General features: G+C 72.9%; 18 protein-coding genes. 8 read left to right on the forward strand and 10 right to left on the reverse strand.

What is annotated here, in order from left to right:
* The first annotated feature begins 78 nt into the window (after positions 1 to 78).
* Both D7M15_RS13485 and D7M15_RS13490 read left to right on the forward strand, forming a co-directional pair.
* A complete protein-coding gene (locus tag D7M15_RS13485) occupies positions 79 to 717 on the forward strand; it encodes a TetR/AcrR family transcriptional regulator (protein WP_121517733.1) in 639 nt (212 codons plus the stop codon).
* Positions 718 to 809: 92 nt separating this feature from the next.
* Positions 810 to 1,985, forward strand: a complete 1,176-nt coding sequence (locus D7M15_RS13490) for a pyridoxal phosphate-dependent aminotransferase (RefSeq protein WP_121517734.1) — start codon at positions 810 to 812, stop codon at positions 1,983 to 1,985.
* Positions 1,986 to 2,105: 120 nt separating this feature from the next.
* Here D7M15_RS13490 and D7M15_RS13495 read toward each other — a convergent pair whose 3' ends face one another.
* The 3 genes from D7M15_RS13495 to clpB form a co-directional block, all read right to left on the reverse strand.
* Positions 2,106 to 2,738, reverse strand: a complete 633-nt coding sequence (locus D7M15_RS13495) for a YbjN domain-containing protein (protein ID WP_165906250.1) — start codon at positions 2,736 to 2,738, stop codon at positions 2,106 to 2,108.
* Between the two features lie 229 nt (positions 2,739 to 2,967).
* Positions 2,968 to 4,149, reverse strand: coding sequence for a S1 family peptidase (locus D7M15_RS13500; RefSeq protein ID WP_121517735.1), 1,182 nt, complete (start codon positions 4,147 to 4,149; stop codon positions 2,968 to 2,970).
* A 297-nt stretch (positions 4,150 to 4,446) separates the two neighbouring features.
* Entirely contained in the window at positions 4,447 to 7,074 is a 2,628-nt protein-coding gene (gene clpB / locus D7M15_RS13505; RefSeq protein WP_121517736.1) for an ATP-dependent chaperone ClpB, read from the reverse strand.
* 156 nt (positions 7,075 to 7,230) lie between these two features.
* Between clpB and D7M15_RS13510 the strand changes: the two genes are divergently transcribed.
* The 3 genes from D7M15_RS13510 to D7M15_RS29005 all read left to right on the forward strand — a co-directional run bounded on the left by D7M15_RS13510 (position 7,231) and on the right by D7M15_RS29005 (position 10,657).
* A complete protein-coding gene (locus D7M15_RS13510; RefSeq protein ID WP_121517737.1) occupies positions 7,231 to 7,626 on the forward strand; it encodes a TIGR03618 family F420-dependent PPOX class oxidoreductase in 396 nt (131 codons plus the stop codon).
* Between the two features lie 425 nt (positions 7,627 to 8,051).
* The gene (locus D7M15_RS13515; RefSeq protein ID WP_121517738.1) at positions 8,052 to 9,125 is read left to right on the forward strand and encodes a zinc metalloprotease; all 1,074 of its coding nucleotides are present in this window, start codon (positions 8,052 to 8,054) and stop codon (positions 9,123 to 9,125) included.
* A 251-nt stretch (positions 9,126 to 9,376) separates the two neighbouring features.
* Positions 9,377 to 10,657, forward strand: coding sequence for a LuxR C-terminal-related transcriptional regulator (locus D7M15_RS29005; RefSeq protein WP_240649298.1), 1,281 nt, complete (start codon positions 9,377 to 9,379; stop codon positions 10,655 to 10,657).
* A 500-nt stretch (positions 10,658 to 11,157) separates the two neighbouring features.
* On the opposite strand, the gene D7M15_RS13530 is transcribed toward D7M15_RS29005, so the two are convergent.
* Both D7M15_RS13530 and D7M15_RS13535 read right to left on the reverse strand, forming a co-directional pair.
* Positions 11,158 to 11,430 carry a hypothetical protein gene (locus D7M15_RS13530; protein ID WP_121517741.1) on the reverse strand — a complete coding sequence of 91 codons (273 nt, stop codon included), beginning with the start codon at positions 11,428 to 11,430 and terminating at the stop codon, positions 11,158 to 11,160.
* A gap of 320 nt (positions 11,431 to 11,750) precedes the next feature.
* Complete coding sequence (locus tag D7M15_RS13535; protein ID WP_121517742.1) at positions 11,751 to 13,937, reverse strand: AfsR/SARP family transcriptional regulator; 2,187 nt, start codon at positions 13,935 to 13,937, stop codon at positions 11,751 to 11,753.
* 464 nt (positions 13,938 to 14,401) lie between these two features.
* Between D7M15_RS13535 and D7M15_RS13540 the strand changes: the two genes are divergently transcribed.
* The gene (locus tag D7M15_RS13540; protein ID WP_121517743.1) at positions 14,402 to 14,908 is read left to right on the forward strand and encodes a hypothetical protein; all 507 of its coding nucleotides are present in this window, start codon (positions 14,402 to 14,404) and stop codon (positions 14,906 to 14,908) included.
* Between the two features lie 168 nt (positions 14,909 to 15,076).
* On the opposite strand, the gene D7M15_RS13545 is transcribed toward D7M15_RS13540, so the two are convergent.
* On the reverse strand, positions 15,077 to 15,751 hold the full coding sequence (locus D7M15_RS13545) for a TetR family transcriptional regulator (protein WP_121517744.1): 675 nt from the start codon (positions 15,749 to 15,751) through the stop codon (positions 15,077 to 15,079).
* A gap of 148 nt (positions 15,752 to 15,899) precedes the next feature.
* Between D7M15_RS13545 and D7M15_RS28445 the strand changes: the two genes are divergently transcribed.
* Entirely contained in the window at positions 15,900 to 16,067 is a 168-nt protein-coding gene (locus D7M15_RS28445) for a hypothetical protein (protein WP_165906251.1), read from the forward strand.
* Entirely contained in the window at positions 16,064 to 16,369 is a 306-nt protein-coding gene (locus D7M15_RS13550; protein ID WP_121517745.1) for a DUF4190 domain-containing protein, read from the forward strand. Before D7M15_RS28445 ends, D7M15_RS13550 begins: the two co-directional genes overlap by 4 nt.
* A gap of 105 nt (positions 16,370 to 16,474) precedes the next feature.
* Here the strand turns inward: D7M15_RS13550 and D7M15_RS13555 are convergent, their stop codons facing one another.
* The 4 genes from D7M15_RS13555 to dnaK are packed head-to-tail and all read right to left on the reverse strand — an operon-like array spanning position 16,475 to position 20,796.
* Positions 16,475 to 16,951 carry a helix-turn-helix domain-containing protein gene (locus D7M15_RS13555; protein WP_121517746.1) on the reverse strand — a complete coding sequence of 159 codons (477 nt, stop codon included), beginning with the start codon at positions 16,949 to 16,951 and terminating at the stop codon, positions 16,475 to 16,477.
* A 1-nt stretch (position 16,952) separates the two neighbouring features.
* Complete coding sequence (dnaJ, locus tag D7M15_RS13560) at positions 16,953 to 18,149, reverse strand: molecular chaperone DnaJ (protein ID WP_121517747.1); 1,197 nt, start codon at positions 18,147 to 18,149, stop codon at positions 16,953 to 16,955.
* A 53-nt stretch (positions 18,150 to 18,202) separates the two neighbouring features.
* A complete protein-coding gene (gene grpE / locus D7M15_RS13565) occupies positions 18,203 to 18,916 on the reverse strand; it encodes a nucleotide exchange factor GrpE (RefSeq protein ID WP_121517748.1) in 714 nt (237 codons plus the stop codon).
* Positions 18,913 to 20,796 carry a molecular chaperone DnaK gene (gene dnaK / locus D7M15_RS13570; RefSeq protein WP_121517749.1) on the reverse strand — a complete coding sequence of 628 codons (1,884 nt, stop codon included), beginning with the start codon at positions 20,794 to 20,796 and terminating at the stop codon, positions 18,913 to 18,915. The genes grpE and dnaK overlap by 4 nt, the downstream gene beginning before the upstream one ends.
* Positions 20,797 to 21,155: the final 359 nt, after the last annotated feature.

The following is a 21,155-nucleotide window of genomic DNA, read 5'->3' on the forward strand; positions in this document are numbered from 1 at the left end:
GAATGCGGACCGTCAGTCCGCTTCAACCCCCAACATACGGACCGTCAGTCCGTTTAGCAACCGGAAGGCCCCGCGCCCATGCCCGACCGCAGGCCCCGAGCCGACGCCGTACGCAACCGCGAGACCGTCCTCGCCGCCGCCGACGCCCTCTTCACCGACTCCGAGAGCGCCCGTACCGTCTCCATGGACGACGTCGCCGCCGCGGCGGGCGTCGGGAAGGGCACGCTGTTCCGCCGGTTCGGCGACCGCGACGGCCTGGTCCGCGCCCTGTTCGAGGCGCGTACGGACTCCCTCCGGCAGGCCGTCGAACACGGCCCGGCGCCCCTCGGGCCACGGACCGCCCCCCGCCGCCGCGTCCTCGCCCTCCTCGACGCGCTCCTCACGTTCAAGCTCGCGAACCGCCACCTCTCGCGCGCCCTGGAGGAGACGGGCAGCGGCAGCCCGTACGAGGCCACCCACTACACCTGGTGGCACGGCACCCTGCGCGACACCCTCCTGCTGCTGCGCGGGCCCGCTTCGCGCGAGGACACCGGCGCGCCCGAGGCGCCCGAACAGCCCCTCGACGCCTGCGCGTTCACCGCCCACGCCCTGCTCGCCGCCGTACGCGCCGACCTCGTCGAGCACCTGCTCGGCGCGGAGGGGGCGTCGCCCGAGGCCGTACGCGCCCAGCTCGCGGCGTACGCGGCGCGGGTCCTCGACGCGGACGGCGCCCCCTGACCCGTACGGCCCGCGCACCCGCCCGGCGTCCCCGGCCCCACCCCGCCCGAGCCCTGTTGAGGAAGCCCGCGGCTTCCCCGAGGATGGCGGCCATGACCGCCACGCCAGGACGCCCGCCGCTCAACCGCCGCCTCACGGAGTTCGGCTCGACGATCTTCACGGAGATGTCCGCGCTCGCCGTCCGCACCGGCGCGCTCAACCTCGGCCAGGGCTTCCCCGACACCGACGGCCCCGAGTCCGTACGGGAGGCGGCCGTACGGGCGCTGCGGGACGGCCGCGGCAACCAGTACCCGCCCGGCCCCGGCGTCCCCGAGCTGCGCCTCGCCGTCACCGAGCACCAACGGCGCTTCCGCGGCCTCGACCTCGACCCCGACACGGAGGTCCTGGTCACCGCGGGCGCCACCGAGGCGATCGCCGCCTCCATGCTGGCCCTCCTGGAACCGGGCGACGAGGTCATCGCCTTCGAGCCGTTCTACGACTCGTACGCCGCCTCCATCGCCATGGCCGGCGCCACCCGCGTCCCCCTCACCCTCCACGCCCCGGACTTCCGGCCCGACCTCGACGCGCTCCGGGACGCCGTCACACCCCGCACCCGCCTGCTCCTCCTCAACTCGCCGCACAACCCGACCGGCATGGTCCTCACCCGCGCCGAGGCCACCGCCCTCGCCGAACTCGCCGTCGCCCACGACCTCCTGGTCGTCACCGACGAGGTCTACGAACACCTCGTCTTCGACGGCGAGCACGTCCCGCTCGCCTCCCTGCCCGGCATGCGCGACCGCACGGTGTCCATCTCGTCGTCCGGCAAGACGTTCTCGTACACCGGCTGGAAGGTCGGCTGGGTCACCGGCTGCCCGGAGCTGGTGGCGGCGGTGCGGACGGCGAAGCAGTACCTGACGTTCGTCAGCGCGGGCCCGTTCCAGTACGCGATCGCGGAGGCGCTACGGCTCCCCGACGCGTACTTCCACGACTTCCGCGAGGGGCTGCGCGCGAAGCGGGACCTGCTCGCGGACGGGCTGGCGGAGGCGGGGCTGGCCGTCCACCGGCCGCAGGGCACGTACTTCGTCACCGCCGACATCTCCCCGCTCGGCGAGAAGGACGGCGTCGCCTTCTGCCTGGCCCTGCCGGAACGCTGCGGCGTCGTCGCCGTACCCACCGCGGTCTTCTACGATGACCCGTCGGCGGGCCGCTCGCTGATCCGCTTCGCGTTCTGCAAGCGGGACGAGGTGCTGCGGGAGGCGGTCCGCCGCCTCAAGGGGCTGACGGGCTGACGGGCCCGGCGGGCGTACCGGCGGCGGGCGTACGGGCGCGGGCACGGCAGCGCCCCCGGAGCGGCGCGAACGGCCGCCGGGGGCGCTGTCGTGGGAGCCGGGGCCGCCGGGGGGGGCGACTCAGCTCTTGCCGGTGTCCTCACCGGGCTGGTCGTCGGCGTCCTTGCCGGACGCGTCCGCCTCGGTGCCGGACTCGGCGGCGGCGTCGGCGGCGTCCGCCTCAGCGCCGGCGTCGGCGTCCGAGCCGGACCCGGCGTCCTTCTCCAGGCCGAGCTGCTCGACGAGCCACTTGTCGAACTCGATCGACGCCCGCACCCAGCTGACGGTGCTGGACACGAAGTGCTCCAGCGAGACACCGGTGCCGATCATCATCTGCGCCTCGCCGATGAGCCGTACGGTGCCGTCGTCGTGCGTGTGCGTGTAGACCTTCGGCCACAGCGTGCGGCGGTTCCAGTCGTCGATCGACTCGAGCAGCGGGAGCTTCTCGTCGATGGAGTGCGGGCGGTCGTAGAACGTCCGCACCGAGAACACCCGCTGGTCGCCCTCGCCACGGAACATGAAGTACGTGCGGAATTCCTCCCAGGGCGCGGCGAGGTCCCCCTCGTCATCCACGACGTACTTCAGCTCCATCTGGTCGAGGAGCTGCTTGACCAGGTCCTGGTCGGGGATGACGGGGCCGGCCGGGCCGCTCGCCTGCTGCGGGTCGGGCTGCTGGCCCCCGAAATTCGGAATCGAGGACGGGTCGATGCTCACCGTGGAATTCCCTTCATACGGTTCCGGCCATCCTCTCCCATGACGGCCCGGACAACGCAAGCGTGTGCCCGGACGACCTGCCGCCCGGGTGCAGAAAACCTTCCCCCGCCCCACACGCACCACGCGCCCCGTCCCCGAGGGGAAGAGGCGCGCGGCGCGTACGGGTACGGGTGGTCCCGCGTGGCCGGTCAGACGCGGGGTGCCGCGCGACCGGCCGGACGTGACCGGGTCAGGCGGTGTGGAGCGTGAGGCCGTACTTGCTCAGCACCGGGTTGAGGGGTTGGAAGAAGGTGGTGCCGCCGCTGGAGCAGTTGCCGGAGCCGCCCGACGTGATGCCCTGCGCCTGGTCACCGCTGATGTACGAGCCGCCGGAGTCGCCGCCCTCGGCGCAGACGCTCGTCTGCGTCATGGAGTAGACGGGACCCTGCGAGTAGTTGACGGTGACGTTCTTCGCCTGGATGTTGCCGCAGTGCCAGTGCGTGGTGGAACCGGAACGGCAGATGGAAGCGCCGATCGGGGCCTCGTTCGAGCCGCGCACGAGCTGGTCGGAGACGGTGCCCCAGCCGAGGACGACGGGCTCGGTCCACCAGCCGTTGGCGACGTTGACCCACGCGTAGTCGTTGCCGGGGAAGGTCGAGCCCTGGAACTCGCCGATCCGCGAGCGGTCCCAGCCGTTCACGGCCTGGCCCTTCGGGCCGCAGTGGCCCGCCGTGACGAAGCCGCCGTGCACGGAGAAGCCGATGGAGCACCGGACGTTGCCGGTGTAGTACGGGTCGCCGCCGACCGTACCGGCCGCGGTCGTACGGGGTGCCTCCGCGACCTTCGCCACGGTGACGGGGCCGCTCTCGCGCGCGTCCGCGACGAACGCGCGGACGTCGTCGTCCGACTCCTTCGAGTCGACGACGTTCACCACGACGCGGTTCGTCCGGTCGTCGACCTGCCAGCTGCTGACTCCCGCCGGCACGGAGAGCTTGTCGATCTTCTTCATCGTCGCCGCGAGCCGCTTGGCGCTGTGCTCCACGACGCGGACGCTCGCACCGGTCTTCCGCACGGCGTCGGCCTTCGCCTCGTCGGTGACGGCGACGGCGAGGGTGTTGCGCTCCGTGTCGAACCAGGAGCCGCCGTACGACGCGCCCGCCGCGCGCCGCGCGTCGTCCTGGGCGGCCGTCGCCTTCTTCTCGGCGGCGAGGCGGACGGTGGCCTGCTTCTTCGTCAGCCCCAGGTCGCGCTGCATCGCGGAGAGCAGCGCGTCGGAGGCGGGCTTCGCCGCGGCCGAGGTCGAAGCGGAGTCGGAAGCGGAATCCGCATCGGAGGTGGTGGCGGTGGCGGTGGGGATGAAGGCCGCGGCGGCCAGGCCACCGGCGACGAGCATCGCGGAAACGCGGGCACGCAGGACTGTCTTACGTCTCATACGTCTCAAGGGAGGAACCCTTCTGTGTTCCAGGAAGTGGGGTGGAACAGCAGACAGTTGAGAGCGCTCTTAACCGATGCCAGCTGGAGCGTAGCCCCGCGCCATTTGCCAGGTCCATACCAGTGGCGACGTGAATTTCGGGCGCCCCGGACGCGGGTCGCGCGCGGGCGACGGGTGGACGACGGGCGCGGTGGGCGTCCCGTACCGCACCCGTCACGGCCCGTCGCCGTACGCCCGCCGCGGCCCCCGGCTCCGGCCGCCCCCGCGCCCGTCACCGGACGGGAGGCGGCACCCGCGTCACCCCTCCGCCCGCGCCACGCTCAACCCCTCCCAGCCGTCGACGCGGTCCACCCGCACCGTGTCGCCGTCCCGGACGTCGCCCGCCAGGATCTCCCGCGCCAGCTGGTCCCCGATCGCGGTCTGTACGAGCCGCCGCAGCGGACGCGCCCCGTACGCCGGGTCGTTGCCCTCCTCGGCCAGCCAGTGCAGCGCCGCCGGGGTGACGTCCAGGGTGAGCCGCCGGTCGGCCAACCGCCTTTGCAGCGCCTTCAGTTGGAGCGCCGCGATCCGGCCCAGCTCGTCCGGGCCCAGGGCGTCGAACACCACCACGTCGTCCAGCCGGTTCAGGAACTCCGGCCGGAACGACGCCCGTACGGTCTCCAGCACCTTCGCCTTCTTCGCCTCCGGCTTCTCCAACTGGTCGACCAGGAACTGGCTGCCGAGGTTGGAGGTGAGGACGAGGATGGTGTTGCGGAAGTCGACCGTACGGCCCTGCCCGTCCGTGAGCCGACCGTCGTCGAGCACCTGGAGCAGGATGTCGAAGACGTCGTGGTGCGCCTTCTCCACCTCGTCCAGCAGCACCACCGTGTACGGCCGCCGCCGCACCGCCTCGGTGAGCTGGCCGCCCTCCTCGTAGCCCACGTAGCCGGGGGGCGCGCCGACGAGCCGGGCGACGGAGTGCTTCTCGCCGTACTCGCTCATGTCGATGCGGACCATGGCCCGCTCGTCGTCGAAGAGGAAGTCCGCGAGCGCCTTGGCCAGTTCGGTCTTGCCGACGCCCGTCGGGCCGAGGAAGAGGAACGAGCCCGTGGGCCGGTCCGGGTCCGCGACACCCGCGCGCGTACGGCGTACGGCGTCCGACACCGCCCGTACGGCCTCCGTCTGGCCGATCAGCCGCCTGCCCAGCTCGTCCTCCATCCGCAGCAGCTTCTGCGTCTCGCCCTCCAGCAGCCGCCCGGCGGGGATGCCCGTCCAGGACGCGACGACGTCCGCGATGTCGTCCGGACCGACCTCCTCCTTCACCATCGTCTGCTTGGCGGCGTGCCCGTCGTCCCCGCGCTGCGAGGCGGCGGCCTCCTCCTCGGCGGCGCTGGCCTCCTCCAGCTCCCGTTCCAGGTCCGGGATCTCGCCGTACAGCAGCTGGGAGGCGCCCTCGAAGTCGCCGTCGCGCTGGGCCCGTTCGGCCCGGCCGCGCAGCTCGTCGAGCTTCTCCTTCAGCTCACCCAGCCGGTTCAGGCCCTGCTTCTCCTTCTCCCAGCGGGCGTTCAGACCGCGCAGCTCCTCCTCGCGGTCGGCCAGCTCACGGCGCAGCCGCTCCAGCCGCTGCACGGAGCCGGGGTCCGTCTCGTTCGCGAGGGCCAGCTCCTCCATCCGCAGCCGGTCCACCGCACGCTGCAACTCGTCGATCTCCACCGGCGACGAGTCGATCTCCATCCGCAGCCGCGACGCCGCCTCGTCTACCAGGTCGATGGCCTTGTCCGGCAGGAAGCGGGACGTGATGTAACGGTCCGAGAGCGCCGCCGCCGACACCAGCGCGCCGTCCGCGATCTGCACCTTGTGGTGGGCCTCGTACCGCCCCTTCAGCCCGCGCAGGATCGCGATCGTGTCCGGCACCGTCGGCTCCGCCACCAGCACCTGCTGGAAACGGCGCTCCAATGCCGGGTCCTTCTCGACCCGCTCGCGGTACTCGTCGAGGGTCGTCGCGCCCACCATCCGCAGCTCGCCCCGGGCCAGCATCGGCTTCAGCATGTTGCCCGCGTCCATCGCGGAGTCGCCGCCCGCGCCCGCGCCGACGACGGTGTGCAGCTCGTCGATGAACGTGATGATCCGGCCGTCGCTGGACCGGATCTCCGCCAGCACCGTCTTCAGCCGCTCCTCGAACTCCCCCCGGTACTTCGCGCCCGCCACCATCGCGCCGAGGTCCAGCCCGACCAGCCGCTTGTTCTTCAGCGACTCGGGCACGTCGCCCTTCACGATCCGCTGGGCCAGGCCCTCCACCACGGCCGTCTTGCCCACGCCGGGCTCGCCGATGAGCACGGGGTTGTTCTTCGTGCGGCGCGACAGCACCTGCACCACGCGGCGGATCTCCTGGTCCCGGCCGATCACCGGGTCGAGCTTGCCCTCGCGGGCGGCGGCGGTGAAGTCCGTACCGAACTTCTCCAGCGCCTTGTACGTCCCCTCCGGGTCCGCGTTCGTGACCCGCTGGCCGCCGCGCGACTTCTCGAACGCGTCGAGCAGCTTCCGGTCCGTCGCCCCCTGCGCGCGCATCAGCTCCGCGACCGGGCCGCCCTTCGCGGCGACGCCGATGAGCAGGTGCTCCGTCGAGACGTAGTCGTCGCCCAGCTCCTTGGCGTGCCGCGCGGCGTCCGCGATCACGGCCAGCAGCGCGCGGTCCGGCTGCGGGCGGCTGACGGTCGAGCCCCGCACGCTGGGCAGCGCGGCGAGCCGCCGCTCGGCGTCCGCGCGCAGGGCCGCCTGGTCGACGTCGACGGCGGCGATCAGGTCCTGCACGTTCTCGTTGTCCTCGCCCTCCAGCAGGGCGAGGAGGAGATGGACCGGGGTGATGTCGGGGTGCCCGCCGGTGACGGCCTTGTCGTTGGCCGCGCTGATGGCGTCCCGGCTCTTGTTGGTCAGCTCGGCGTCCACTGTGCTGCGTTCCTCCTCGTCCCGTGGCGTACGGCTGGTGCGCGGCGCCGTCCGTGCGGCGCTCCGGTGCTCACTGACTGATGTGACTTGCCATGTTCAACCTGCAACAAGTTGAGTCTATTCCACTCAACTCACGAGCGGCTACATTCGTTCCCCGTGACGACCACCGAGGACCCGGCGCTCCTCGCCTTCTGGCGCGAGCCCCACCACTCCACCCTGACGACGTTCCGGCCCGACGGCACGCCGCACGTGGTACCCGTCTCCGTCACGTACGACCCGGAGACCCGTACCGCCCGCGTCGTCGCCAGCGGAGGCAGCAAGAAGGTGCGCAACGTACGGGCCGCCGGGCCCGACGGCATGCGCGTGGCGCTCTGCCAGGTGGCAGGGCGCCGGTGGTCGACCCTGGAGGGGCGCGCGACCGTACGCACCGAGCCGGAGCTGATCGCGGACGCCGAACGGCGCTTCGCGGAACGCTACGGGCGCGACCCCCGGCCGAACCCGCGGCGGGTCCTCATCGAGGTGGCCGTGGACCGGACGATGGGCCGGGGCTGACCGGCGCGGGGCGGGGGTGCGCGAGGGCGACGGCGTACGGCGGGGCGACGGGCGCGGGCGCGGGTGCCGGGGGGGGCGCGACGGCGTACGGGCGGGCGCCCGGCGGCGGGCGCGGGCACGCGTACGGCGAACGGCCCCGGCGCGTACGCGGACCCGGCCACGTACACCGGACGACTCCCGCACAAGAGGGGTAACCGGCCAGCCCGTGCCTCCGACGGCCGGGGCCACCACGGCGCGAATCGACCCCTTCGCCCCCCACGGCGGCGGGCCATGCCCGCCCAGTCACGGCCAAATCGCCCCACCCTCGGCGCGCCCGGGTGCAGAAACGATTGGGCTGGATCGCGCCTCCCCGCCCCCGTACGGAACTCCTAGCCTCCGCCGAGACGACGAGGAATCCCTCACATCCACGTCCCGGAGGAGCTCCGATGAGCCCGTTCGCCCGCATATCCCCGCGCGCCCGCACCCGTGCCCTCGGCATGGCGGCGGTGGCCGGAACGCTCGCCCTCACCCCCCTCTCCGCCCCCGCCGCCGATCCCGGCCACGCCCCCGGCGGCACGGACAGATCCGCGACCGCCGCCCAGAGCGCGCAGGGCACGCAGGCCGCCGACTGCGCCGACACGACCACCACGGCCGCCGCCGACGGTCACGGCCACGGGCACGCCACCGAGGCCGCGCCCAACGCCCGCGCGTACGGCGAGGAGGGCGTCGCCCACGAGCCCAACGCCGTCAGCGACCGCGAGGCCCGCGGCATGGAGGCCGACCTGCGCGACCGCCTCGACCGGCTGCGCGCCGCCGGCAAGCTCCAGCTGCCCTCCAGCGCCGACGTCACCATCCCCGTGTACTTCCACGTCGTCCACGACGGCGCCACCGGCAAGGTCGACGAGGCCGCCATCGCCGCGCAGATCGACGTGCTGAACGCCGCCTACGCGGGAGAGGGCGAGGGCAACAACGCCTCCCCGTACCAGTTCGAGCTGGCGGGCACCACGTACACCGACAACGCCGACTGGTACAACGGCCTCGCCCCCGGCTCCTCCGCCGAGACCGCCATGAAGTCCTCGCTGCGCGAGGGCGGCGCCGACGCGCTGAACTTCTACACCGCCAACCTCGGCCAGAGCCTGCTCGGTTGGGCGACCTTCCCCAGCTCGTACGAGAGCTACCCCGAGGACGACGGCGTCGTCGTCCTCGACACCTCGCTGCCGGGCGGCTCCGCCGAGAACTACAACGAGGGCGACACCGGCACCCACGAGGTCGGCCACTGGATGGGCCTGTACCACACCTTCCAGGGCGGCTGCGCCGAGCCGGGCGACGAGGTCGACGACACCCCGGCCGAGAGCGAGCCCGCGTCCGGCTGCCCCGAGGGCGCCGACACGTGCCCGGCCGAGGGCACGGACCCGATCCACAACTTCATGGACTACTCGTACGACGCGTGCATGACCCAGTTCACGGCGGGCCAGGTGACGCGGATGAACGAGGCGTGGCAGGCGTACCGGGCGGGCTGACCCGGACACGCGGGGCCCGTACGCGCCGACCGGCCGTACGGGCCTCCCGCACGCGCGAGCGCGGGCTCTCCTTTTTGTGCCTCCGCACGCGAACAGGCGTGGCGCAGGCATTTTCGTGATTCGTTCATACCTTGGAGTGCGTGCGGTACCGAGGCTCCCCACCAGGGCACACCAGGCCCTAATCTGCGCGTTGGCAGACCAGCCGGTGCTTCGCGCACCGGCTCCGCACAGCCACGCGACGGGGGACCGGTTTGGCCGCACACACGATGTCCGCCTTCGGGGTCTCCCCGGAGGAGGAGGAGACGTACCGGTACTTCCTGCGCCACCCGGACGCCCTCCTCGACGGCCCCGCATGCGTGCCGCACGTCGGTACGGACGCCGTGCCGGGCGCGGTCGAACGGCTCGTCGCCCGAGGCCTGTTGCGCCGCGACGCCACGGCCCGTTCGGGGTACGCGCCGGAGGACCCGGAGACCGCCATGGCCCGGCTCATGGACCAGCGCATGCACGAACTCCACGACGAGCTGCGCCGCGTCACCAGGATCCGCCCGGTCATCGAGGCTCTACGCGCGGAGATGCAGGCCCTTCCCGCCCCCCGCGCCGCCGGGCCCGAAGCGGCCCCGCCACGGGCGGACGCGGCGGCCCCCGGCACGGACGCCCCGGGCGCGGGTGAGGGTGCCCCGGGCGCGGGTACGGGCGCCGACGCGCGTACGGGCGCGGGTGCCGGTACGGGTGCGCGTGCCGGTGCGGGCACCACGGCGGACGGGCGTGCGGCGGCAGGCGCCACGCACCGACCGCCCCACGTCCCGGCCCCTGCCCCGGCTCCCGCCACGACGCGCGACACGACGGCAACCGCCGCACCACGTACGGGGGCGCCGCGCGGCGTCGAGCGGGTGACCGAACCGGACCGGATCCTCAGCCGCGTCGACGATCTCGCGTTCTTCGCGCGCGAGGAGATCCTGTCCGTCGAGCCCACCGCCGCGCCGACGGCCGGTGACCTCGAACGGGCCCGCGCGAGGGACCTGCGTTCCCTACGGCACGGTGTACGGCTGCGCAGCGTCGTCCCCACCGCGGCCCTGCACCATCCGGCCTCCGTGGCCCACCTGCGCGAACTCGCCGCCACAGGCGTTTCCTTCCGCGTCACCCCCGAGGTCGCCGAACGCGTCCTGGTCTACGACGCCCGGACCGCCGTCATCCCCGTCGACACCGAGCAGCCCGGACGCGGCGCCCTCTTCGCCCACGAACCCGGCCTCGTCACCCCGATAGTGGCCCTCTTCGAACGGATCTGGGCGCAGGCCGAGGACCTGCTCACCGCCCTGGACGGGCGCGCCGCCACACGTACGCCCGAAGTCTCCGAACGCGAACGGCGCGTACTCGTCTCCATGATCTCGGTCGGCAAGGACGAGTCCGGCGCCCGGGAGTTGGGCATCTCCGTACGGACGTACCGCCGTCACGTGGCCGACCTGATGCACCGCCTCGGCGCCGCCAGCCGGGCACAGGCGGCCCTGCTGGCCCGCGAGCACGGCTGGATCTGAGCCCGCGGGACGTGCCTCCCGCACCCGGGCAGCAGCACCACCAGCGGCAGTGATCGGGGGCCGCAGCCCGAGGGGCCGGGTACCCGACCGTCCACGTGCCGGACGTCCACAAGCCGGACGTCCACAAGCCGGACGTCCACGCGAGAGGGGCGGTCGGATGTCCTGGCGTGAGGGCGTCCCGCATGGGGGTTACGCATGGGGGTCGTCCGGCATGGGGCGTTCAGCGGTGAGGCGTCCCGGTGTCGACCTCGCCGTCGCAACCGGACCCGTACGGCGGTCGGCCCCCGCTTCCGGGCCATGCGCGCGGCAGCGACGCCGTCTGCCGGGTTGGCGCCCGCGGGCGCGATGCCCGTTGAGGCGGGTGGAGGCGGCCGGTGCGGGTGGGGCTGACGTCGGTCGAGATGGTGGCGGTCGGACACGGGCACGGGTGAAGCCGGCGTGGCTGGGCGCAGCGGGGGCGGGTTGAGGGAGGGGCTGGGGGCGGTGGCGTGTCGTCGGGGTCAGACCTCCCCGGCCGACCAGCCGCGCAGCGCACCGTCCGCCAACAACTCCGCCACCGCGTCCCGCGCGGCGCCGGTCCCCCCGCAGCCGTGGTCGGTGCCGGGCTTCATCGCGTACTCGATGCGCAGCCGCACCTGGTCCGTGCCCACGTCGTCCGGTACGCAGATCCAGTCCATCGGCAACAGCCCCAACAGCCGTACCACCGTGGTCTCCCCGGCAGGTGCCCACGACTCCTGCCGTACGAAGAGGACGTCCAGGGCCCCCGCGTCCACCGCGAACTCCCCGTCCGACTCAAGACCACGGCCGAGGTCCGACCCCTGGTCGGGGCCCGCAGCGGGATCGACCACGGCTCCGGCTCCGGGCGGAGCCCCGGAAGCGGCTCCGGACGCGGGCGCCGAGTCGGCACCGCCGCCAGCGACGTTGCCCCCGTGGGCACCCGAAACCGGACCGGGTGCCGGGCCCGGCACCGGGCCGCCTTCCGGCGCCCGAGCGGGGCGGGGGTCGCCGTCGGGGTGTGCGGGCGCCGTACCGGCGGGGGAGGGCGGACGGGCTTCCCGCACCGGCACCTCCGTCGACGGCCCTGCTCCCGGCATCAGTTCACCCCTTCTCTCTGTCCCGTACGGGCGTCCGCCACGGCCGCGCGGGCGTACGCGTGCAGCAGCGGGTGCACCCTGTAGGGCGCGGGTGGTCCGTCCTCCAGCAAGCCCGCGTCGACCAGTTGGTCCAGGACCTGTTCGGTCTCGGCGACGGTCATGCCGAGCCGTCCCGCCGCGTCCTCCGCCCGGAAGGTGCCCAACGGGCCGAACCGCCGCATCCCCGTCGCCCGCAGGAACGCCTCGGACATCCTCGGGTCAAGCCGGTCGAGCGCCCGGCCGAACACGCGCCGTACGGACAGGGCGGGGTCGTCGGCCACCGCGAGTCGGCGCAACGGGTCCCGCGCGAGCCAGTCCGCCGCGTCCGGCAGCGCCAGCCCGGGGCGGGTCTGCAACCGTGCGGCGGCGATACGCAGCGCCAGCGGGTGACCGCCGCACAACTCGGCGATCCGGGCCGCCGCTTCGGGCTCCGCCTCGACCCGGCCGGCACCCAGCACGGCCCGGAGCAGTTGTCGCGCCGCCGACGGTCCGAGCGGGCCGAGCCGGTGGACCCGGCCGCCGTGGGTGACGACGAGCCCGGCCAGTTGTCTGCGGCTCGTGACCAGGACGGCGTCGGCAACGGGGCCGGTCGGCAGCAGCGGGCGTATCTGCTCGGCATCCACCACGTCGTCGAAGACCAGCAGGGCCCGGCCGCCGCCGCGTCCCGCCCGTACGGCTGCCAGCTCGCGCGCCAACTCGCCCGGCCCGCGCGGTGTCCCGTCCGGGCGCACCATCCGGACCAGCAGCGCGCCACCCGGAAACCCGGCCCGCAGGAGGTGCGCGACGTGCAGGACCAGCGCGGTCTTGCCGGTCCCCGGGGCACCGCAGAGCAGTACGGGCTGCGGCACCCGCGCGTCGCCCCCACCCCCGTGTCCGGGCTCGTGTCCGGCGTCACCGCCGGGCCGGTCCCCGTACGCGGAGCCGTCGTGCCGCTCGGTTCTCCCGCCGTACGCGGCGGTCGCCCCACCGCACGCCGAGCCAGCGCCGTACGCGGTGCCGTGCCCGCCCGCGCACCCGCATCCCTGCCCGCACCCGTGCCCGCACGCGTACTCGGGGCCGCACCCGCAAGCCGGACCGTACGTCGAACCGTCGGGACGCGCGCGCCCGGTGGGCCGCCCCGGCCGCAACCACTCGGTCAGGGTGGCCACTTCGGCCGCGCGCCCCGCGAACGACGGCACGTCCGTCACGTCCGACACCGCCCCCGCGGCCTGCCCGTCCGCTGTCGCCTCCGCGCGCTCCGCCACCGGCCACGTCTCCGCCGGGACGCACGGCACCGGCCCGCCACCCGTACGCACCTCCGGCGGAACGGGTGCGAGGGGCGTGAGGGACGCGTCCGCCCGTGGTATCGACGGCGGGTCACCGAGCCGTATCGCCGGGAGGCGGGCACTCGGCGCGCCGCCCAGGTCCTCGCCCCGGAGCATCGCCCGCTCCAGCCGTTGCAGCGCGGGCGAGGGGTCGACGCCCAACTCGTCGCGCAGGTGCCGCTTTATCGCCCCGTACTCCGCGAGGGCCTCGGACTGGCGCCCCGAGCGGTAGAGCGCTTCGATGAGCTGCTGCCGGAACCGCTCGTGTCCCGGGTGCAGCCGGGTCACGCGGGACAGCTCCACCAGCGCGTCGGCACAGCGTCCGAGCGCCAACTCCAGTGCGCAGACACGCTCCAGAGCGCGCAGCCGCTCCTCGACGAGCCGGGGGACCTCGTCCCGGTGCAGCTCGGGCGACGGCACGTTGACCAGCAGGGAGCCCTGCCAGAGCGTCAGCGCGTCCTTCAGCGCGTGCAGCTCCGCCTCCGGGCCGCCGTCCGACGCCAACCCCTCGGCCACGCGCAGCCGTTCACGGAAGCCGAGCAGGTCGAGGGTGCCGGGGCACGCGTCCATGCGGTACCCGCCGGGGACCGCCTCGACCGGCGTGCCGGGCACGCCGTGCTCGGCGAGGAGTCTGCGCAGCCGCAGCACGCAGGTCTGCAACGCCGCCTTGGCCGTGGTGGGTTGGTCCGCGCCCCAGACCGCGCGGAGCAGGCAGCCCACGGACACCACAGAGTTGGCGTGGAGCAGCAGGACGGCCAGTAGGGTGGTCGGCCTGGACGGCCGCAGCACCCGCACCTCGTGTCCGTCCGTGATGCTCAACGGCCCCAGCACCTGAATCCGCAACGCCGTCGCCCCCTTCCCCACGCCCTCGCCCGCGCACCTCGTGTGCCCGCGCCCCCGTCACACCCACGCCCGTACGCCCACGCCGTACGCCAGCGCCCGTACGGCAGAACCTGCCGACCACCGAAAGCCGACCACCGGCGCCGAGCCCGTCCCAGCCCAGGCCGTACGCGGTGCTTCCCGTCCGTAGTCACCGCTCACCCTGTGCTTACGACCATGCCACGCCCGTCAGCCCGGCGGCACCCTCGGCCGCGTCAGGTTGCTGCCACTCGCCCGAGCCGCTCCGCAACTTGCTGCCAGGGGCACGCAGTTACAGAAACCGGACATCCTTCCGCACAACTCTCCGCGCGAGCCCCGTATCCAACACAGCGGGAGGGCCCGGGGGAACCCGGGAACCCCGGAGATCGAGGCCCTCTCGCGCACACCGAACGAAGCGAAGAGCAGCAACCGACTGGAAGAAGAGACCCATGTCGCACCACCGCAACTCGCGCAGGACCAAGCGCCACAGCATCGTCGCGGGGGCTGTCGCGGCCGTGCTCCTCCCGCTGGGCGTCGCCGGTACGGCGGCGGCGGACGCGCCGGCCGGAGGCTCGCAGCACACCGCGACCGGCTCCGCGCCGGGCGCTGCGGCGAGCACGCCGAAGGTCGTCACCAAGGTCGAGAAGTTCTACCGGAGCTACATCGCCGCCCTCGGCGCCGGTGACACCGCGAAGGCCGACTCCCTCCGCGAGTCGAACCTCACCAAGTCCCTCCGGACGCAGCTCGCGGAGTGGGAGCGGCAGCACTCCGCGGACGGTGTGACGCGGGCGCAGAACGTGCCCGTGGGCGCCGACGTCGCCTACGACGGCAGCGGGATGGGCCACTCCTGGACCATCGTCACGCTGAAGTGGAACGGCGGCTCGGACGTCACGAAGCTGCACGTGCAGTCCGACCTGGACACGCTGCGGATCTCGGACCTCAAGACGTTCGACTGACCCGCGACACCTTCGCGGAGCGGGACGCACTTCCCGTACGTCCCGCCGCACACCCGCCGCACACCCGCCGCACGGCTGGGGCCGGGCGCCCGACCGGCGCCCGGCCCCTCGCCGTACGTCGGCCGCGTACGGGGCCCTCCCCCGTACGTCCCGCCACCCGCGCCGCCTTCAGTCCGACCCCGCCTGCCCCGCCGCTCCCCCCGTGGACCCCTCCGGCCGGTAGTGCCGGTGGCCGAGGTTGATCAACTCCAGCTGCCTGCGCGCCGTACGCGCCGCCTCCTCCGCGTCGCGCCCCTCGCCCTCCGCCGCGGACAGGAAGGCGCTGGCGGTCGTCAGCATGTGGTCCACGTACAGCTCGGCCAACATCCGCACCTCGTCGTCGCTCCAGCCGTCCGAGGCGGCGTCGCCCCGCAGCGTGTCGGCCACCTCGCGCGCGAACAGGTCGAGTTGCGCGGCGATGGCCGTACGGACCGCCCGTACGCCGCCGTGCTGTTCGCGGGCGACGAAGCGGATGTGCGGCGCGTGGTCGCGTACGTGCTCGGCGAGCAGTTGCACGGTGTGCGTGATGCGCTGCTCGGGTCCGTCGGCCGTGGCGAGGATGTCCCGTACGAGGGCGTGCAGCCCGCCGAGCGCCTCCTCCACGAGGGCCACGCCCAGGTCGCTCATGTCGCGGAAGTGCCGGTAGAAACCGGCGGGCGCGATGCCGACCGTACGGGTCACCTCGCGCAGTCCGACGCTGCTGAGGCTCTGGTCCTCCAGGTGGTGCAGCGCGGCGGCGAGGAGTGCCTGCCGGGTCTTCTCCTTCTGCGCCTGGCGGTTGCGCGCCTGCGGGGTGTGGCTCATGTCATCGAGTAAACACTCGTTCCGCCGGTGGAGCCACCACTACACTGATTCCAGTGAACAGTTGTCAATCCAAGTGTTCACCGGAAATCGACCGTTGACGACCGATGACGATCGACCCCGGTCACCGGCCTCTACCGAAGGACTGACGATGATCTTCCTCGTGGCCGCCTTCCTGCTCCTCGGCGTGCTGATCGGCGCGGCAGCCCACCTGCCGCCCACCGTCGCGACGGCGGCGGGCGCGGTGCTGGCGTGCTGGCTGCTGGTCTTCGCGTACCGCGAGCGCCGTCGTACCCGTGTCGAGGAGGGAGCCCGATGAGCACCGCCACCACACACCGCACCACCGCACCCCGCAGCACCGCGTCCCGGACCACCCCGGCCGCCCGCGGTGACGCCGACGGCATGGCCGTCGCGTCCTTCGCGCTGGGCCTCACCGGACTGCTGGTCTTCAACCTCGTGCTCGGGCCGTGCGCCCTCGTCCTGGGCGGGCTCGCCCTGGCGCGCGGCACCGTACGGCGCGGACGCGCGCGGGCGGGCATGCTGCTCGGCGCCGCCGACCTGATCGTGCTGGCGACCCTGGTCACGGCGAACGGCACCGTCAGCTGGCAGTTCACCGGCTGACCCGGCACCCGTACACCCCACAACCCACGCCCCACGGAACGAGAAACGGCCCCGGCCGACGGCTTCCGCCGCCGCCCGGGGCCGTTCCGCCGCCCTGAGCCGTCCCTACTCGCCGCCGCCCGGCGGCCTCGGCCGCCACACCACCAGCGCGCTGGACTGCTGCACGTCCTCGTACGGCACCAGGTCCCGCCGGTACGACGCGTGCACCTGCGCCTCGCGCCGCCGCATCGCCACGGCCGCGCTCTCCAGCGCCTGTTGCAGCTCGGCGGCGCGCGCCTGGAGCGCGGCCACCTGGTTCTCCAGCTCGATGATGCGCTTGATCCCGGCGAGGTTGATGCCCTCGTCCTGGCTCAACTGCTGCACCTGCCGGAGCAGTTCGATGTCCCGCGCGGAGTAGCGCCGCCCGCGCCCCGCCGTACGGTCCGGGGAGACCAGGCCCAGGCGGTCGTACTGGCGCAGCGTCTGCGGGTGGAGTCCGGAGAGCTGGGCGGCCACCGAGATGACGTAGACCGGCGAGTCGTCGGTCAGTTCGTACGGCGTGTTCCCTCCGAATCGCTGACTGCGCCCACCACGGCCGTCCATCTCAGTCTCCCTTCGCGGCCTTGAACAGCGCTGCTCTCGGGTCCTCGTCGTCCGTCTCGTCGCGGTAGGACTCCAGGAGGTCCCGCGCCTTGTCGCTCAGCTCCGTCGGCACCACCACGTCGACGGTGACGAGCAGGTCGCCGCGCGTACCGTCCTTGCGGGCCGTGCCCTTGCCGCGGGCGCGCATCGTACGACCGGCCGGAGTGCCCGGCGGCAGCTTCAGCGTCACCGGCGGCCCGCCGAGCGTCGGCACCTTGATCTCCGCACCGAGCGCGGCCTCCGTGAAGGAGACCGGCACGGTGAGCGTGAGGTTGTCGCCGCGCCTGCCGAACACCGGGTGCTTGTCGACGTGCACGACCACGTACAGGTCGCCCGCGGGACCACCGCGCTCCCCGGGAGCGCCCTTGCCGCGCAGCCGGATGCGCTGCCCGTCGGATACGCCCGCCGGGATGCGCACCTGCATGGTGCGCGAACTCGTCGCGCGGCCACTGCCCTTGCAGTTGTCGCACGGGTCCTGGGCGATCAGCCCACGGCCCTTGCAGTCCACGCACGGGTCGGTGAGCGAGAAACCGCCACCGCCACCGCGGCTGACCTGCCCGGTGCCCACGCAGGTGGGGCAGACGCGCGGGCTGCCGTTCTTGTCGCCAGTGCCGTTGCAGGTCTTGCAGGCGGCCGAGGAGGACATCCGCAGCGGGACCGTGGCCCCGTCCACCGCCTCGGTGAAGCTCAGCGTCACCTCGGACTCGATGTCCTGGCCCCGGCGCGGCTGCGTACGCGTCGTGGTGCCGCCGCGGTTGAACAGGCCGCCGAACACGTCCCCGATGCCGCCGCCGAAGCCGCCCGCACCGGGCCCGCCACCGGGGGCACCGCCGCCCGGCGCGCCGCCGAACAGGTCCCCGAGGTCGAAGTTGAACGAGCCCGCGCCGCCCGGCCCGCCGGGACCGGGACGGTACCCGCCGCTGCCGAAGAGGGTGCGCGCCTCGTCGTACTCCTTGCGGCGCTTGGTGTCACCGAGCACGTCGTACGCCTCGGAGGCGTCCTTGAAACGCTCCTCGGCCTTGGCGTCACCGCGGTTGGCGTCCGGATGGTTCTCGCGGGCGAGCTTCCGGTACGCCTTCTTGATCTCCGCCTCGGTCGCGTCCTTCGGGACGCCGAGGACCTTGTAGTAGTCCTTCTCGATGAAGTCCTTGGTACTCATCTTCGGCGTCCCTCCTCCCGTTCATCCATCTGGTCGGTCTTCCGATCGGCGTCTCAGCCCTCGTCCGGGTCACCACTGTCGTCGTCCGCCTGCTCGCCCTCGTCGCCCTGCGGCGACGCGGACTGGGCGGGCTGCGCCCCCGGCTGCGGCTCGGCGACACCGACCCGGGCGGGCCGGATCGTACGCTCGCCGATGCGATACCCCGGCTGGAGGATCTGCACGCACGTGGTCTCGGTGACGTCCGGCGAGTACGAGTGCATCAGGGCCTCGTGCACCGTCGGATCGAAGGGCTCGCCCTCCTTGCCGAACTGCATCAGGCCCAGCTTCGCCGCCACCATCTCCAGCGACTCGGCCACCGACTTGAAGCCGCCGACCAGTTCGCCGTGGTCACGCGCGCGGCCGATGTCGTCGAGCACGGGCAGCAGCTCCGTCAGGAGGTTCGCGACGGCGACCTCCTTGACGGCGACGCGGTCGCGCTCGACGCGGCGGCGGTAGTTCTTGAACTCCGCCTGGAGCCGCTGGAGGTCCTGCGTGCGCTCGCTCAGCGCCGTACGGGTCTGGTCCAGCTGCGCGGTCAGCGCGGCGCCCTCCGCGATGCGGTTCGGGTCGCCGTCCGTGCCGTCACCGTCGGGTCCCTGGCGCGGGCCCGCCGGGCCCGCCTCCGAAGAGGCGGGTCCGGCGGCCTCCGCCGCGTCGTCGGGCTGTTCCTGCCCGGCTTCGGCGGGGACCTCGGGCTCCTGCGGGAAGCCCGGAGTCTCCTCCGTCACGCCGCACCGCCCTTGTGCTTGTCGTCGTCGACGATCTCGGCGTCCACGACGTCGTCGTCGGCGCCCTGGGCACCGGCCGCGCCGGGCCCGGCCTGCGCGCCCTCGGCACCGCCCGCCGCCTGCGCGGCCTGCGCGTCGGCGTACAGCGCCTGGCCCAGCTTCTGGCTGGTCGCGGCGACCTTCTCGGACGCCTCGCGGATCGCCGCGGTGTCCTCGCCCTCGGCGGTCTCGGCGCCCTTGAGCTTCTCCTTCAGGTCCGCGATCGCGGTCTCCACCTCGGACTTGATGTCCGCGGGGACCTTCTCGTCGTTGTCCTTGAGGAACTTCTCGGTCGTGTAGACGAGCTGCTCCGCCTGGTTGCGGGTCTCCGCGGCGTCACGGCGCTTGGAGTCCTCGTCGGCGTACTGCTCGGCGTCGCGCATCATGCGCTCGATGTCGTCCTTCGGCAGCGCGGAGCCGCCGGTGACGGTCATCTTCTGCTCCTTGCCGGTGCCGAGGTCCTTCGCGCCGACGTGCATGATGCCGTTCGCGTCGATGTCGAAGGTGACCTCGATCTGCGGCACGCCGCGCGGCGCCGGGGGCAGGCCCGTCAGCTCGAACATCCCGAGCTTCTTGTTGTACGCGGCGATCTCGCGCTCGCCCTGGTACACCTGGATCTGGACCGACGGCTGGTTGTCCTCCGCCGTCGTGAAGATCTCCGAACGCTTCGTCGGGATCGTGGTGTTGCGCTCGATGAGCTTCGTCATGATGCCGCCCTTGGTCTCGATACCGAGGGACAGCGGGGTGACGTCGAGCAGCAGGACGTCCTTGACCTCGCCCTTGAGGACGCCCGCCTGGAGCGAGGCGCCGATGGCGACGACCTCGTCCGGGTTGACGCTCTTGTTGGCCTCCTTGCCGGCGGTCAGCTCCTTGACCAGCTCGGCAACGGCGGGCATACGGGTCGAGCCACCGACGAGCACCACGTGGTCGATCTCGGACAGCTGGATGCCCGCGTCCTTGATCACGTTGTGGAACGGCGTCTTGCAGCGCTCCAGCAGGTCCTGCGTCAGCTGCTGGAACTGCGCCCGGCTGAGCTTCTCGTCGAGGTGCAGCGGGCCCTCGGCGGACGCCGTGATGTACGGCAGGTTGATGGAGGTCTCGGTCGAGCTGGACAGCTCGATCTTCGCCTTCTCCGCGGCCTCGCGCAGCCGCTGGAGCGCCATCTTGTCCTTGGCGAGGTCCACGCCGTGGCCCGCCTGGAACTGCCGCACCAGGTGGTCGACGACGCGCTGGTCCCAGTCGTCACCGCCGAGCTGGTTGTCGCCGTTGGTGGCCTTCACCTCGACGACGCCGTCACCGATCTCCAGCAGCGAGACGTCGAAGGTGCCGCCACCGAGGTCGAAGACGAGGATGGTCTGGTCTTCCTTCTCCAGCCCGTACGCGAGGGCGGCCGCCGTCGGCTCGTTGACGATCCGCAGCACGTTGAGGCCCGCGATCTCGCCGGCCTCCTTGGTGGCCTGCCGCTCGTGGTCGTTGAAGTACGCCGGGACGGTGATGACCGCGTCGGCCACCTTCTCGCCCAGGTACGCCTCGGCGTCGCGCTTCAGCTTCTGCAGCACGAAGGCGCTCATCTGCTGCGGGTTGAAGTCCTTGCCGTCCAGGTTGATCTTCCAGTCGGTGCCCATGTGGCGCTTGACCGACCGGACGGTCCTGTCGACGTTGGTGACGGCCTGGCGCTTGGCCACCTCGCCGACCAGCACCTCGCCGTTCTTGGCGAAGGCGACGACGGACGGCGTGGTCCTGGCGCCCTCGGCGTTGGTGATGACGGTGGGCTCACCGCCTTCGAGAACACTGACGACGGAGTTCGTCGTACCCAGGTCGATGCCGACCGCACGTGCCATTTCGGTTTCCTCCAACTGAGCCTTGAGTGGATCTGGCTCAACAGTGCATGAGCGGATCGGCCAAGTCAAATGAGCTGAGTCGAGGACGCTCAACTCTTATGCGGTCTTTACAGGCACCCCGGAGGCGGCCCCTCTCCCAGGTTCGCACAGGGGTACATTCGGGACGCCACGGCCACCCTCCGCCCGCACCCCGCGGGCCCCTCGCCTAGGCTCCACCCGCCGCACGGCCGCGTACGGCCCGCCCGCACCGCCCGCACCGCGCACGGGTCGCCCCTCGCGACACAGATCACCGCACGACCGGGTACAGCGGCACCGGGACAGTGGGTAGTGTCGTACGCACCACTTAAGTTACCGCTTAG

The sequence above is a fragment of the Streptomyces sp. Z26 genome (assembly GCF_003665095.1).
Taxonomy (GTDB): Bacteria; Actinomycetota; Actinomycetes; order Streptomycetales; family Streptomycetaceae; genus Streptomyces; species Streptomyces phytohabitans.

Bases quoted from the DNA above. Each gene is read 5' to 3' on its own strand.
- D7M15_RS13485 (WP_121517733.1), top strand. From the start codon at position 79: ATGCCCGACCGCAGGCCCCGAGCCGACGCCGTACGCAACCGCGAGACC.
- D7M15_RS13490 (WP_121517734.1), top strand. From the start codon at position 810: ATGACCGCCACGCCAGGACGCCCGCCGCTCAACCGCCGCCTCACGGAG.
- D7M15_RS13500 (WP_121517735.1), bottom strand. From the start codon at position 4,149: ATGAGACGTAAGACAGTCCTGCGTGCCCGCGTTTCCGCGATGCTCGTC.
- D7M15_RS13515 (WP_121517738.1), top strand. From the start codon at position 8,052: ATGAGCCCGTTCGCCCGCATATCCCCGCGCGCCCGCACCCGTGCCCTC.
- D7M15_RS13540 (WP_121517743.1), top strand. From the start codon at position 14,402: ATGTCGCACCACCGCAACTCGCGCAGGACCAAGCGCCACAGCATCGTC.
- D7M15_RS13545 (WP_121517744.1), bottom strand. From the start codon at position 15,751: ATGAGCCACACCCCGCAGGCGCGCAACCGCCAGGCGCAGAAGGAGAAG.
- D7M15_RS28445 (WP_165906251.1), top strand. From the start codon at position 15,900: ATGATCTTCCTCGTGGCCGCCTTCCTGCTCCTCGGCGTGCTGATCGGC.
- D7M15_RS13550 (WP_121517745.1), top strand. From the start codon at position 16,064: ATGAGCACCGCCACCACACACCGCACCACCGCACCCCGCAGCACCGCG.
- D7M15_RS13555 (WP_121517746.1), bottom strand. From the start codon at position 16,951: ATGGACGGCCGTGGTGGGCGCAGTCAGCGATTCGGAGGGAACACGCCG.
- dnaJ (WP_121517747.1), bottom strand. From the start codon at position 18,149: ATGAGTACCAAGGACTTCATCGAGAAGGACTACTACAAGGTCCTCGGC.
- dnaK (WP_121517749.1), bottom strand. From the start codon at position 20,796: ATGGCACGTGCGGTCGGCATCGACCTGGGTACGACGAACTCCGTCGTC.